General features: G+C 67.5%; 9 protein-coding genes. 4 read left to right on the top strand and 5 right to left on the bottom strand.

Annotated features, from left to right (window positions below; all coding sequences use genetic code 11):
* The first annotated feature begins 301 nt into the window (after positions 1–301).
* Entirely contained in the window at positions 302–1,048 is a 747-nt protein-coding gene (locus tag MUN81_RS15785; protein WP_245111974.1) for a LuxR C-terminal-related transcriptional regulator, read from the top strand.
* A gap of 141 nt (positions 1,049–1,189) precedes the next feature.
* Here MUN81_RS15785 and MUN81_RS15780 read toward each other — a convergent pair whose 3' ends face one another.
* Positions 1,190–1,348 carry a hypothetical protein gene (locus MUN81_RS15780; RefSeq protein ID WP_245111972.1) on the bottom strand — a complete coding sequence of 53 codons (159 nt, stop codon included), beginning with the start codon at positions 1,346–1,348 and terminating at the stop codon, positions 1,190–1,192.
* Positions 1,349–1,618: 270 nt separating this feature from the next.
* Here MUN81_RS15780 and MUN81_RS15775 point away from each other — a divergent pair, with 270 nt between their 5' ends.
* From MUN81_RS15775 to MUN81_RS15765, 3 genes are all read left to right on the top strand, one after another.
* Positions 1,619–2,860 (top strand): glycosyltransferase family 61 protein, encoded by a 1,242-nt coding sequence (locus MUN81_RS15775; RefSeq protein ID WP_245111971.1) that lies wholly within the window; start codon positions 1,619–1,621, stop codon positions 2,858–2,860.
* Between the two features lie 27 nt (positions 2,861–2,887).
* The gene (locus MUN81_RS15770; protein ID WP_245111969.1) at positions 2,888–3,898 is read left to right on the top strand and encodes a glycosyltransferase; all 1,011 of its coding nucleotides are present in this window, start codon (positions 2,888–2,890) and stop codon (positions 3,896–3,898) included.
* A 149-nt stretch (positions 3,899–4,047) separates the two neighbouring features.
* Positions 4,048–5,400 (top strand): T9SS type A sorting domain-containing protein, encoded by a 1,353-nt coding sequence (locus tag MUN81_RS15765; protein WP_245111968.1) that lies wholly within the window; start codon positions 4,048–4,050, stop codon positions 5,398–5,400.
* Positions 5,401–5,405: 5 nt separating this feature from the next.
* Here MUN81_RS15765 and MUN81_RS15760 read toward each other — a convergent pair whose 3' ends face one another.
* The 4 genes from MUN81_RS15760 to MUN81_RS15745 form a co-directional block, all read right to left on the bottom strand.
* Complete coding sequence (locus tag MUN81_RS15760) at positions 5,406–6,863, bottom strand: DUF4886 domain-containing protein (protein WP_245111966.1); 1,458 nt, start codon at positions 6,861–6,863, stop codon at positions 5,406–5,408.
* Positions 6,864–6,921: 58 nt separating this feature from the next.
* Positions 6,922–11,361: a PQQ-dependent sugar dehydrogenase gene (locus tag MUN81_RS15755; protein WP_245111964.1), complete on the bottom strand. Its 4,440-nt coding sequence runs from the start codon at positions 11,359–11,361 to the stop codon at positions 6,922–6,924.
* Between the two features lie 292 nt (positions 11,362–11,653).
* On the bottom strand, positions 11,654–12,763 hold the full coding sequence (locus tag MUN81_RS15750; protein WP_245111962.1) for an ATP-grasp domain-containing protein: 1,110 nt from the start codon (positions 12,761–12,763) through the stop codon (positions 11,654–11,656).
* A gap of 172 nt (positions 12,764–12,935) precedes the next feature.
* Complete coding sequence (locus MUN81_RS15745) at positions 12,936–13,790, bottom strand: class I SAM-dependent methyltransferase (protein ID WP_245111960.1); 855 nt, start codon at positions 13,788–13,790, stop codon at positions 12,936–12,938.
* Between the last annotated feature and the right edge of the window lie 12 nt (positions 13,791–13,802).

Genomic DNA, 13,802 nt, shown 5'->3' with positions numbered 1-13,802 from the left:
CGGAAGGGTGAAAGCCGGCGCGAAGGGCGCCGCCCGCCGGCCGCGCCACGGCAGCGGCAGGATGCGAGCAAAAGTATAGGGCTGCCCAACGCACCAAAATGACCGGGCATAATGCTGTAAATGAGCTTGGTCAATTCGGTGGCCGGTGCGGGGTAGCGCCGGATAAGCGCCGCCATGACGGGGCTCACTTTTCGGAATGACGCGGGTCAATGCGTGCCTGACGGTGGCGCGGCCACTTTTACTGCACGGCGTGCGGCTCCGGCCAACGCGGTTATTTATTCGTTTAGTAGCGCTGTTTGCCATGGCCTTTGCCGCCGACCCCATTGTGCCCGCCACTGCCACGCCGCCGGAAGCCGTGCGCCTGGCCGGCTGCCTGCTGCCCGGCCAGTTCCTGGTGGCCTTCGACCTGTGGCAGCAGCGCTGCTGCTACGCCAGCCCCCAAGCCGAAACCCTGCTGGGCTACCCGAGCCAGGAAATGAGCCTGGGCCTGCTCTACGACGCCATCCACCCCGACGACCTGCCGCTCGTCACGCGCGCGTCGGAGCTGGCCATGGAATTTATGCAGCTCACGGGGCAGCCGGCGACTGATGGGCCCGCCGACGCCTCGCTGTCGCCGTTCACCATCGGCTTCAGCATCGACTACCGGCTGCGCTGCCGCAACGGGCAGTACCGGCGGGTGCTGCGCCACAATTTCGTGCTGACCCACTCGGATTCGGGGCATCCGCTCGTGACGGGCAGCCTCTTCACCGACATCACGGGCCACAAAACCACCCTCGACGTGCGCTTCAGCCTCGACCACCCCGATTTTGCCCACTGGCTGCGCACCCGCAAGGGCGAGCGCGAGCGCACCGGCGACGAGCTCAGCATCCGGGAACAGGAGATTCTGGCGCGCATGCTGGCCGGCGAAAGCACCGCCGCCATCGCCGACAGCTTGTTCATCAGCTACTTCACCGTCAAAACGCATCGGCGCAACATCCTGCGCAAAATGAAGGCGAACGGCGGCCGTCTGGCCCACCTCGACGCCGACATGGTGCAGCTGCTGGCGTAGGCACTTGCCCCGGTAGGCCTCCATCCCTACGCACAAAAGCGGCCCCTGCCGAGCGCAGGAGCCGCTTGGGGCAAAAGCCGGAGACGGCAGCGCCCTGCGCGGCGGGCTACAAGCACGTTGCCGGGGAAGGCGCGGCCGCGTTTAGCGTGCGTGCGGCGGCAGCAGCGCCGCTTGAAAAGGCGCCAGGGCCGCCAGGGAAGGGCGGTGGGGCAGGGGGCCAGCCGTGTGCGCCGGTCTCGGCGACTGCTCCAGGTGCAGCCTGCCCAGCAGCAACAGCAGAAAAAGGAGCGTGTATTTCATGGCGGGAAGGCGGACGGACCGGGCCGTGTGAGTGCCTGCGGGGAGTGAGGTAAAGGTGGAGTTTGGGGCGGCGGTTTGTAAATGACCGATATCAATTTTGCCGGTGAGGCTGCTCATTTCAGGCACTCGCACTGGCTTTAATATTTGAACAAGCTATTGGTAATCAAAACGCTGATGGCGCGGCTTGCCCCGTTGCGGGGCCCAGGAGGCGATGTGGCAGACTGCTTGACGGCTCCGGATTTATCTACCCATCTCAACCCCCCTTTCCCTGTGCTCCTGACCATGCCCGAGATACTGGGGCGCGCCCAACGGCGTGCCGGCCGCCTGCTGCGCGAGCTGCTGCCCCACAACGACCACTACCGCCCCTTGGGCGTGCACGCCAGCAGCCGTGCCCTGGCCGCTACTACCGAGGCCGTGCGCTACCGGCCGGTGGTGCCGGCCTTCACCTCGCGCCTGGTGATACCGGAGGGCTTCTACAAGGCCGTGTCGGTGTACGAAAGCACGGCCCACGGCAAGCCCCGCGCCGAAGAGGCCATGCCCGAAGCCTTCGTGCTGGAGCTGCTGGGCGGCCGGCTGTATGCTGACAACTGGGACAGCGTGGCCGTGATTGCGCCCGACAATTATCTGGTGGGCGACGTGTCGTTTCAGCACAACCGGCTGGGCTGGACGCTGACGGCGCCCGAGGCCAACAACATCTTTGACCAGCGCTACTTCCTGGAGCCCGTGCGGGTGCCGGGCACGGTGCTGAGCCTGCTCTCGGGCGGGGGCGCGGCCATGGGCAACTACTACCACTGGCTCATCGACTCGCTGCCGCGCCTGCACCTGCTGCGCGAAGCCGGCCTGTTCGACGAAATCGACTACTTCCTGGTGTATGACCGCAAAAACCAGTTCGTGCTGGACTCGCTCCTGCACCTGGGCATTGCCGACGCGCGCATCGTGGACGTGACCACCCACCGCCACCTGCAGGCCGAGCGCCTGCTGGTGACCTCGCCGGTGCGCGCCGGGGGGCGGCACTCGCCGCCGTGGGTGCGCACGTTTTTGCAGCAGGCCTACCTGCCGGTGCCGGCCGCCACGCGCCGGTTTGCGCCCCGCGTCTACATCAGCCGGCGCGACGCCAGCATGCGGCGCGTGCTCAACGAGGCCGAGGCCGAGCAGATACTGGCCGGGTTGGGGTTCAAAACCTACGTGCTCAGTGACTTGTCGTTTATCGAAAAGGTGGCGCTGTTCAGCGGGGCCGAGGCCATTGTGGCCACGGTGGGCGCGGGCATGGCCAACCTCATGTTTGCCACGCCCGGCACGCCGGTGCTCGAGCTGCACCCGCACACCTTCGTCGAGCCTGAGTCGATGGACACGGCCTATCGGGTGGGGCTGCCCTACTACTGGCTCACGTGCCAGCCCAGCTCGGAGCGCAGCACGTCCTACTACCACGCCCGCCACCTCGACCTGTTTGTGGACCCCCGCGAGCTGCTGCACGCCGTGCGCCGCATGCTGCGCCAGGCCGGCAAGGTGTAATCCCTTCACCCTTCAACCCTCCGCCTTATGCCTCACGTGGTACTCTCAATCGTGACCTGGAACAGCGCCGACGTCATCGAGGCGTGCCTGGCGTCGGTGCTGGCCCAAACCTACCCTGATTTCGAGGTGTGGGTGGTCGACAACGCCTCGGCCGACGACACCCGCGCCCGGGTGGCCGCCGTGGCCGCCCGCGACGCCCGCGTGCAGCTGCACCCGCTGCCGCGCAACACCGGCTTCTGCGGCGGCCACAACTACGCCCTCGACCGCAGCCAGTCGGCCGCCGTGCTGCTCGTGAACCCCGACATTGAAATGGCCCCCGACTACCTGGCCCGCGCCCTGGCCGTGCTGGACGCCGACCCCGCCGTTGGCACCGTGTGCGGCCTGCTGCTGCAAAGCACCGGCGCGCAGCCGCGCATCGACAGCGCCGGCCTGGTGCGCCTGCCCGACGGCCGATTTGCCCTGCGCCACCACGGCCGCTACCTGCACGAGACGCCGCTAACGGCCGGCCCCGTGGACGGTGCCGATGGCGCCCTGCCGCTGTACCGGCGCGCGTTTATTGACGATTTGCGGGTGGAAGGGCAGTTTTTCGACGAGCGTTTTTTTGCTCACAAGGAAGACTGGGACATTGCCTGGCGCGGGCAGCTCTACGGCTGGCGCACCGTGTGCGAGCCCGCGTGCCGGGCCCTTCACCCGCGCCAGTTTCGGCCCGCCGACTTGCGCCTGCGCCGCCGCCTGAGCGGCGCCATTAAAGCCGACGCCGTGAAAAACCAATGGCTGCTGCTGCTCAAGAACCCCACGGGGCGGCAGCTGGCCGGCTACTGGCTGCGGGCGCTGCCCCGGCAGCTGGGCATTATGCTGTATGCGCTGCTGCTGGAGCGGGCCTCGCTGCGGGCCTACCGCTACGTGTGGCAGCACCGGGCGGCCATTTGGGCCAGCCGGCGACTCATTCAGGCGCGGGCGGCGCAGCCGGGGCCGCTGGCCCGCGCCGCCCGCCCGGCCGCCGTGCCACAGCCCGCCGAAGCGGAAATCACGGCCTGAGGCCGGGCGCCGCGTGCGCGAACCGAACAAGATTGTAACAAGCGCCACTGTGAGAAGGATGCGTTGCCCGGACCCGGGCGGCGCCGTGTAGTTGGCTGGGCGCTGAAGGAAAATTCACCGAATTCTTCACTTCTAAATCAGCCAGTATTATGAAAACCAAGCTTTACACGCTGCTGTTGCTGCTGGGTGCCTGCTGGGGCCCGTTGCTATTGAATGCCGGGGGCAGCGCCCGCGCCGCCACGGTCACGGGCTTTGTGCTGGTGAACGCCGACACCGACCTGGATATCTTTGCCCTCACGCCGGGCATGACGGTGGACTTGAACACCCTGCCCACGCGCAACCTGAACATTCGGGCCGATGTCGACACCAGCCCAGTGGGTAGCGTTACGTTCGAACTCAGCGGGGCGCAGGCACAGGTCGCCACCGAAAACGTGCCGCCGTACGCGCTGTTTAGCGACGTGGCGGGCGACTACTTTGCCTGGACGCCCCTGCTGGGCAGCTACACGCTCACGGCCACGCCCTACGACGGCGGTAGCGGCACCGGCGCCGCCGGCACGCCGCTCACCCTGAGCTTCTCGGTGGTTGACTCGGGCGTGGCCGTGACGAGCTTCACGCTGGTGAACGCCGACACCGACCTCGACCTCATTCCCCTGACCAACGGCATGGTCCTGCACCTGGGCGAGCTGCCGGCCAATGGCCTGAACATCCGGGCCAATGTGCAGCTGCCGGCCGCCGGCAGCGTGGAGTTCAGCCTGAGTGGGGCACAGACGCAGGTGGCCACCGAAAACGTGCCGCCCTATGCGCTGTTCAGCGACGTGGCGGGCGACTATTTTGCCTGGTTTCCCACGCCGGGCAGCTACACGCTCACGGCCACGCCCTACGCGACGGCCAACGGCACCGGCGCTGCCGGCACCCCGCTCACGCTCACGTTTAGCGTCTCCGCCAGCCCGCTGCCGGTGCAACTCACGTCGTTTGTGGCCATGGCGGTGGCGGCCAGCGAAGTACAACTGCGCTGGGCCACGGCCTCCGAGCACAACTGCCGGGAGTTTGAGGTGCAGCGCAGCCTCGACGGGCGGCAGTTTGCGACCGTGGGCCGGGCCGCCGGGCACGGCACCACCACCGTGGCCCAGGCGTATGCCTACTCCGACCATGAGCTGCCCGGGCAAGCCGCCACGCTCTACTACCGCCTGCGCCAGGTCGATACCGATGGCACGTCCGCGTTTTCGCCGGTGCAGGTGGTGGCCCTGCGCCGCGCCGCGGCCGAGCTGCGGCTGTACTCGCCGCTGCTGCCCGCCGAGGCCGTGCGCTACAGCTTCTCGGGCCCACTCGTCGGCGACGAGCAACTGCAGCTCTACAACCTGCTGGGGCAGGGGTTGGGGCAGTTTCCGGTGGCGGCTGGCGGCGCGGGCACGGTGCCAACGGCGGGCCTGGCGGCCGGGGTGTATGTGCTGCGGATGGGCAGCGCCCAGGGAACGTATTCGGGCCGCTTTGTGGTGCCGTAGCGGCGTCATTGCTTGCAGAGCCGGCGGCGCACCCACCGGTTGCCTTCCTGAAACTCGACCAGGTAAATGCCCGGTGCCAGCCCGCTGAGCCCCACCGTGGCCCCGCCCCCCATCAGGGTGCCCTGCGCCACCAGCTGGCCCCGGGCGCAGCGCACGCGGTAGGCCGTGGCCGTGGGCGCCGACAGCAGCACCTGCTCGCGGGCGGGGTTGGGAAACACGCCCGGCCCGCGGCTGGCCTCGCCCACGGTCACCACCGGCGAAAAGCTGCGGGCGCCGCCCGCGTCTACCTGCTGCAGGCGGTAGTAGAGCGGCCCGGGCGGGGTGGCCGCGTCGAGGGTGGTGTAGGTGGCCGGCTGCGCGGTGGTGCCCCGGCCCGGCACCGTGGCCACGGTTTCGAAACGGGTACCGTCGGTGCTGCGCTGCACGTCGAAATGGGAATTGTTGTTCTCGCTAGCGGTGGCCCAGCGCACCTGCACCCCCGCGGGCTGGCGCTGCGCCGCAAAGGCCGTGAGCGTGACGGGCAGCGGCGTGCTACCGATGACTTGCTGATAGGCAATGGCCTGCAGGGCCGTGGCGGCGGGCGGGGTGATGTCGAGGTCGGCGGCGGCCTGCTCGGCGGCGCCCAGCGTGCGCGGGTCGCGGCCAGTGAGGCGCGCAAACAACACGCAGGCGTTCAGGTACGAGCCCCACTTGCTGGGGTGGAAGTTGTCGAAGGCCCACAGGTTGAGCCGGCCCGCTGGCGGGCTGAAGGGGTCGCGCAGGGCCACGCCGGCCTGCATGGCCCGCAGCCAGGCATCGCCGGCCGGGGCCACGCCCGCAAAGCGTCCGTTGGTGGCCGCTACCTGGTAATAGCTGGCGTGCAGGTCCTGGGTCATCACGTCCACGCTGGAGCCCGAGTAAGGTTGGTTTGGGAATTCCACCAAATCGGCGCGGGCCCAGGTTTGGAACAAGTAGAGCTGAGCAGCCGGGTTGGCGGCGTGCACGGCCTGTTCGAGCCGCGTAGCGTAGTCGGCAAACACGGTGGGCTGGCCGCCCCGCGCCACCGGCAGCGGCAAAATGCTTTGCTCCTGTAGCACCACGCAGTCCCACTTGCTTTGGGCTATGACGGACAGCGCGTTGGCGTAGTGGTATTGCAGGGTGACTTCGTTGATGGCCTCCAGGTGCACCTCGTAGTTGAGGCCGGCCTGGGCGGTGAATTTCTGAAAGATGCCCGCCACGCCGCTCCACGGGCCGGGCGCGCTGCTGGTGGGGTCTTCGTAGCGCGGGTGGCCGGGCGGCAGGCCCGCGTTTTCGTCGGTGATGGCCGTCCGGTTGTAGGTCAGCACCGGGTCGTAGGCGCCGTGCGTGAAGCTATTGCCCACAAACAGCACCCGCACCTGGCCCCGGGCTACTCCTACACAACCGCCCGCTAGGGCCGCCGCCAGGCCGCCCCGCAGCAGGAGCCGCCGGCCGGCGGCACGCAAAGAACCACACCGATAAAACATAAGCTGAAAGCGAAAAAAGAAGGCGGTCGGGGTGGGGCTACTGCCGCAGCAGCCGCAGCCGGGCCGTGGCGCGCGGCTGGCCCGGGGACTGGCATTCCAGCACCAGCAGGTAGAGGCCGGCGGCATCGGGCTCGGGCGCCAGGCGCAGCGGGGCGCCGCTGACATCGGCCATCAGCTCGCCCGAGGCCACCGTGGCCCCCAGCGCTGACAGCAGCTGGTAGCGAACGGGCCCCTGCCACCCGGCCGGCAGCACCAGCCAGTAGCGCCCATCGGCCGAGGGATTGGGATAGGCCAGGGGCTGAGAGGGCGGCGGCGCCAAGCTGCCAGCGGCCAGGGCCTGGCGGGCAGCCGGTGGGGCGGCCACATCGGTCACGCTGAAGCTGATGCTGAGCGCCGTGCCGGCTACGCCCGAGGCATCGGAGCCCGAGTAGGGCGTGGCTTTGAGAGTGTAGCTACCCACGGGCGGCGTCCAGGCCGGGTAGTCGCCGCCCGAATCGGCCAGCAGCGAGTAAGGTACCAGGTTTTCGGTGTGGGTAATGGCCTGTGCTCCCGTGAGCAGGAAGGTGACGCTGCCCACGGTGGCGGGGTTGGTGACGGCCCGAACGCCCAGGTTGCGGGTGGGCAGCGCAGCCAGGTTGAGCGCGGCGCCGTTGGCCAGGGGCTGCAGGTCGAGGTCGGTGTCGGCGTTCACCAGCACAAAGCCCGTGACCTGCTGCGGCGTGAAAGTGGCCGTGACGGTCTTGTTGGCCGTCATCAGCACCGCGAGCGGGTTGGTGGTGCCGGTGGCCCCGCCGCTCCAGCCCGTGAACCGGAAGCCCGTGGCCGGGGTGGCCGTGAGCGTCACGGTGCTGCCGCTGAGGTAGTTTGAGGAGTTCGGGCTCTTCGTGACCGTTCCGCTGCCCACAATGGTAGTGGTGAGGGTGTAGCGCGTGGTTGTTGCCGTGAAGGTGGCCGTAATGGCCTTATTGGCATTCATCGTCACGGTCAGTGGGTTGGTGGTGCCGGTGGCCGCCCCGCTCCACCCGCTAAAGGCGTAGCCCGCCGCCGGCGCGGCCGTCAGCGTGACGCTTGTGCCGCTGGCGTAAGCCGTCTGGTTGGGGTTTTTCGTGACGGTGCCACTGCCCACGGTGCTCACCGTGAGGGTGTACTGGGCCACGAAGGTGGCCGTGATGGTTTTGTTGGCCGTCATTACCACCGTCAGCGGGTTGGTGGTGCCGGTGGCCGCCCCGCTCCAGCCGCTGAAGGCAAAGCCGGCGGCCGGCGTGGCCGTGAGTGTGACGGAGGTACCGCCGGCGTAGCTGGTCTGGTTGGGGCTTTTCGCGATGCTGCCGCTACCCACTACGCTGGTGGTGAGGGTGAACGGCCCCGGCGCTTGGTCTATCACGCTGAAGCCGACGCTCAAGGCCGTGCCCGCCGTGCCAGTGCCGCCTCCGGCGGTGTAGGGCGTGGCCAGCAGCGTATAGCTGCCCACGGCCGGCGTCCAGGGGTAATAGTTGCCGGCCGCATCGTCCGAAAACAAAGCGTAGGGCGCCACCGACTCGGTCTGGCTGCGGCTTTGCGTGCCGCTCAGGGCGAAGACCACGCTGCCCACGGCGGCGGGATTGGTGTTGGCCCGGATGTTCAGGTTGCGGCTCGGCAGCGTGGCCAGGTTCAGCACCGCCCCGGCGGCCAGGGTCTGGATGTCGGCCCCCGTAGTGGCATTCACCAGGGTATAGCTCACCACACTTTGAGCCGACGCAGTGGCCGTGAACGTAGCTGTAATGGCCTTATTGGTGTTCATCGTAATGGTCAGCGGGTTGGTGGTGCCGGTGGCCGCCCCGCTCCAGCCGCTGAAGGCGTAACCCGTGGCCGGCGTGGCCGTGAGCGTCACGGAGGTGCCGCTGGGATAGGTGGCCTGGCTGGGACTCACGCCCACGCTGCCGCTGCCCACGGTGCTGGTGCTGAGCGTGAATGGCCCGGTGGCCCCGCTGTCCGTTACCGAAAAATTGATGGTCAGGGCCTGGCCGGGCGTGCCGGTGCCGGCCGCGGCCGAGTAGGGCGTGGCCGCGAGAACGTAGTTGCCCACGGGCGGCGTCCAGGGAAAATAATTGCCGCCATCGTCCGAAAACAGGGCATAGGGCGCCACGTTTTCGGTAGCATTCTGGGTGGCCGCGCCGCTGAGGCTGAACACCACGCTGGCCGTGGTGGCCGGGTTGGCGTTGGCCCTGATGTTGAGGTTGCGGGTGGGCAGGGTAGCCAGGTTGAGGGTGGCGCCATTCACCAGCGCCTGAATGTCGGTGTCGTCGTCGGCGTTCACCAGCGTGAAGCTGGTGGCGTTGCAGTCGGGGTCGAGGCGCACTTCCTGGGTGGTGCTGAGGCCGGCCGCGTCGGTGACGGTGAGCACGATGCGGTAGTAGTAGGTCTCGGCGCCGCAGCCGTAGGGCACGATGGTGGTGCTGGTCTGGCGGGTGGTGTCGATGGCGTCGGGGTGCTCGTGGGTGGCGTGGTGCAGAATGGTTTGCCAGCGGTAGCTCAGCAGGTGGCCGCTGTGCTCGGCATCGGTCACGGCGGCCACCTGCTGGTACACGGTGTTGGCTGTGAGGGGGTAGCGCGTGCCCGCCGCCGGGCTGGTGATGGTGACCTGCGGCGGCGTGTTGTTGGCCGATACCAGCACCGTGGCCTGGTTGCTCAGGCCCTGGGCATTGGTCACGGTGAGCGTCACGGAATAGGCCGTGGGCGCCGCCGTGGACGTGGTGAAGGTGTGCGCTGGGTTGGTGGCCGTGCTGGTGGTGCCGTCGCCAAAATTCCAGAGGTAGGTGAGCGCGCTGCCGGCCGGGTCGGTGGAATTGCTGCCCGTAAACTGCACCGCCAGCGGGCTGGGCCCGTAGGTTTTGTTGACGGAAGCCACGGCCACGGGCGGCGCGCCGGTGGTGCCGTAGCTGATTTTGCGAATCTCGGAAGGGTAGAAGTTGACGTAGAACAGGCCGGTCTCGCCGGGGCTGGTGGCGAAGGCCACCGGCACCGCCCCGCTGGGCACAAAGTCGTTGACGGCGCTGGGCTGGTTGGTGCCGCTCACGGTGAGGCTGCGCACCCAGCCGCCCACGTAGTCGCCAAAAAAGTAGGTGTTGCGGTACTGCGCCGGCCAGTCAGTATAGGGGTAAAACACGCCGCCCGTGGCCGCGCTGCCCCCAAACTGCGACCCGCTCACCGGCGAGCCCGCCGCCCCGATGTTCACCGTGGCCGCCGTGCTGCCGCTGAAAATGCCCGTGCGCGCAGGCCCCGCGGTGTTGTGGTTCCAGTCGATGAGCGGCCGGGTGTGCACGAAGGTGGGCACCGAGGCCGGCACCGTCTGGGCCGAGTTGCAGGGATTGGGAAAGGTGGCCGTGCCGGTCGGCGTGGCCTGCGTTATCAGGTTCTGGAAGGTGAAATACTGCTGGGTGCAGCCGCCCGTGCCGTAGAGCGGGTTGGGCGCGTCGCGGTTGGCCACGCTGGCGCTTTGGAACACGGTGAACGGCGTCAGCCCCTCAAACAGCGGCCAGCCAAAGTTCTGCCGGGGCCGGTCCACCACGTCCACTTCCTCCCAGCTGGCCGCGCCCACATCGCCGAGATAGATGGTGCCGGGGTTGCCGGCCGCGGGGTCGGTGCTGCCGGTGCCGGGCTTCATCGTCATCCGGAAGGGGTTGCGGAAGCCCAGCGCCCACACTTTCGAGCGCGGCGCGTTGGGGTTGGCGGCGTCATAAAAGGGGTTGCTGGGCACACCGGCGCCGGTGGCCGGGTTCAGGCGCAGAATCTTGCCATTGAGGCAATCCACCAGCTGGGCGCGCAGCGAACCCACGTTTTCCTTGGCCGAGATGATGCCATCGGCCAGGGCCTGGGCGGCGTAGCTCAGGTTGTAGTTGCCCATGTCCTGGTAGGGGTGGGCGCCGTCGCCGGTGGCCACCAGCAGCGTGCCATCGGTGCCAAACGCCAGCGCGGCCGTCACGTGCCCGTCGAAGGTGGAGGGGATGCCGGTGGTTTTGGTGGCGCCCAGCAGCACTAGGCGGGTAGCCGGGTTCACGGTGTAGCCGGAGCCACTGGGCACGGCCGTGTAGCGCGTGAGCCGCCCGATGGTGGCGCTGTAGTAGTCGTTGGTGGTGGCGCTGTAGCTGGCCGTGCCGAAATTGAGCAGGTAGTGGCGGTCTACCACATACAGCAGGTAGAAGTAGCCGTTGGTGTCGAAATTGGGGTCGAGGGCGAAGCCCAGCAGGCCGTGGTCTTCCCAAGCGCCCACTTCCTCCCGAATGTCGATGAGCAGCTGGCGCTGGCCGTTGGCCACCGTCCACACCCGGCCGGGCCGCTCCCACACAAACATGCGGCTGCCCGTGCTATTGAAGGTCAGCCCCACCGCCTCGTCCCAGCCCGCCGACACAACGCTGGACGTGAAGCCGGCCGGCGGCGTTTGGGCCGGCAGAGCGCCGCTGAACAAGAGTACCAGGAGAAGGAGTAGAGTCGTTTTCATTGCAGAAGTGGAAAGGAGTGGGAAGGGGAAGCGGTAGAACTTCTGTTTGGGCGGTCATGCCGAGCGCAGCCGAGGCATCTCGCGAGGGGCCGTTCTGGTGGGCGCCTCACCCCCCGGCCCCCTCTCCCAAAGGAGAGGGGGAGCCAGGAGGCAGTTAAAAAATCTCTTTCCGGCTGGCTTGTGTCCCAACTACCTAAAGACCCCGCGCCGCCGTGGCTCCCCCTCTCCCTGAGGAGAGGGGGCCGGGGGGTGAGGCGCCCGTCAGAACGGCCCCTCGCGAGTAGCCTGCCCTTTATTCAATGCGCACGCTGTGCCGATTGAACAGGCAGAAAAGCTTGGGCAGCGGGTCGCCCAGAAAGCTCATCAGGCTGGTGTTGCCGAAGGTGAAGCGCACCTTATCGCGGAGCCGCGACAGGTACTTGTACTTCAGGAAGTTGTTGAAGGGAATGTAGCGGCCCAGTGCAAACGGCCGCGCCGCCACCGGCCGGTTGAGGGCCGCCAGGCAGGCCAGCACCGGGAAATTGACCTTGGCCGTGACGGCCGAGCCCACCACCGTGAGCCAGAAGCGCGGGTTGATTTCGATGACGTTGATGGCCCCGCTGTCGGCGTCGTAGCGCAGGTCGAGGTGGGCCACGCCGTTCCAGCGCAGGGCCGTCATCAGGCGGTCGACCACGGCCAGCACGGCTTCGTTGTGCACAAACTCGATGGCCTGGGTGGGCGCGTAGGCGTTGGCCGCCGGCAGCAGCCCGCGTTGCACGGAGTAGGCCAGCAGCTGCCCGTCTTTGTAGAGCACGTTGCAGTCAATGTCGTAGCCCTCCAGGTAGGTCTGGATGATGTATTTGGCGCCCTGCGGCAGCCCGGCAATGCGTTCGAGCAGCGGCCCGGCCTCCCGAAACAGCTCGATGCCGAGGCCGCCCTCGCCGCCCGTGGGCTTCAGCAGCACCGGGAAGCGCAGGGCCGCTAGCTGTTCGGGCAGGTGCTGGCCGATGTTGGTGATGGTGACCGGGCCGGGGATATCGTGGCGGCGCATGAAGCCGGCCAGCCAGCTTTTGTCGGCCGCTATTTCGTAGGCGTGGGCGCTGGGCAGGGGCAGCACGCGCACGGCCGTTTCCAGCGCTGGGTGGTGGGCAATGCAAAAGCGCATACCCTCCACGTCGATGGGCAGCAGCACCTGGGCTGCCGTGCGCGTGGCCACCTCCTGCACAAAGGGCACAAAGTCGGCGTCGAACTCGCCTTGGGGCTGGCGGTGGTGCGAGCGCACGTAGCGCGAGTAGCGAAACGGGCTCGTGGCATCGCGCGACACCATGTGGACGACCATCCGCTCGTCCCGACTCAGGCAAAACAACACGGCCGCCGTCAGTCGGTATTCGCCCTCCAGCACCAATACGATGAGCTTTTCCATGGGGGATTGTGGGAATTTTGGGAGGAGTCTTTCAATGAAGTAGACCGTCATGCTGAGCGCAGTCGAAGCATCTCGCTCGCTTCGTTGGCGGGCTGGCGTGGCGCCTCACCCCCGACCCCTCTCCCACAGGAGAGGGGAGCCTAACAAAGCGGTAGCGAGGCTTCGACTGTGTTCAGCTGCCCTTCGCCTTCTCCATCAGGAAGTAGGCGAAGTGGTGGTCGTTGTTGAGGGGCTGCACCGGCTCCAGGTAGAGCAATTGGGGCTCGAAGCCGCACTCGCGGGCCATGGTCCAGAACTCCTCAATGAAGTAGGTGGTCATGTTGCCCAGGTTTTTGGAATAGCCCCAGCGGTACGACATGCTGTTGAGCTTGTGCGTGCTGTATTTAATCTGAATGTAGGCCAGGCCTTCATCGGCCAGCAACTCGTGAATGGTGCGCAGCACCCGCCGCCCGTACTCCTTAGAAGGCAGGAGCTCAAACACGTAAGTCGAGAGCACCAGGTCGCAGGGCTTGTCGATGAGGCGGGCCACCCGCTCGGGTTCGGGCGCCTGGAAGAGCACCGGCTCGAAATTGTGCAGGCCTAGGGCGGCTACCTGTCGGTTGCATTCGGCCAGGCTGGCTTCGGTAATGTCGACGCCGTAGTAGCAGGCCGCGCCGGGGGCGAAATGCACCGCGCAGGTGCCCCCGCCGCAGCCCCAGTCCAGAATGCGGCGTGGCTTTCGGCTCAGCCAGTCCTCGCCTGCCAGCCGGTAAAAGATGCGCAGGCTGTTCTGCCCCAGGCCCACCCAGCGCGAGTCGTCGGCGAAGATGCTTTGGCCGCGGAAGTGGGCCGGCCCGCCGTCGCGGCCCTGGTTCGAAAGGCCGTTCCAGAAAGCCTGCGAGTCGGCAATAATCTTGTCTTCCGGCTCGCGGAGGCCCGCGTAGTTGTCCAGCAGCCGGCGGCTGACGCGGATTATCCGCTCGATGTAACGGTGCATGATGAGGGAGGGCACGGACAGCCAGAAGGGCTTGCGTAAGAGTGGGTTCATGGGGGCGCCAAA

The organism is Hymenobacter sp. 5317J-9 (genome assembly GCF_022921075.1).
Classification (GTDB): domain Bacteria; phylum Bacteroidota; class Bacteroidia; order Cytophagales; family Hymenobacteraceae; genus Hymenobacter.
This window is presented reverse-complemented; position numbering and strand designations above follow the sequence as displayed.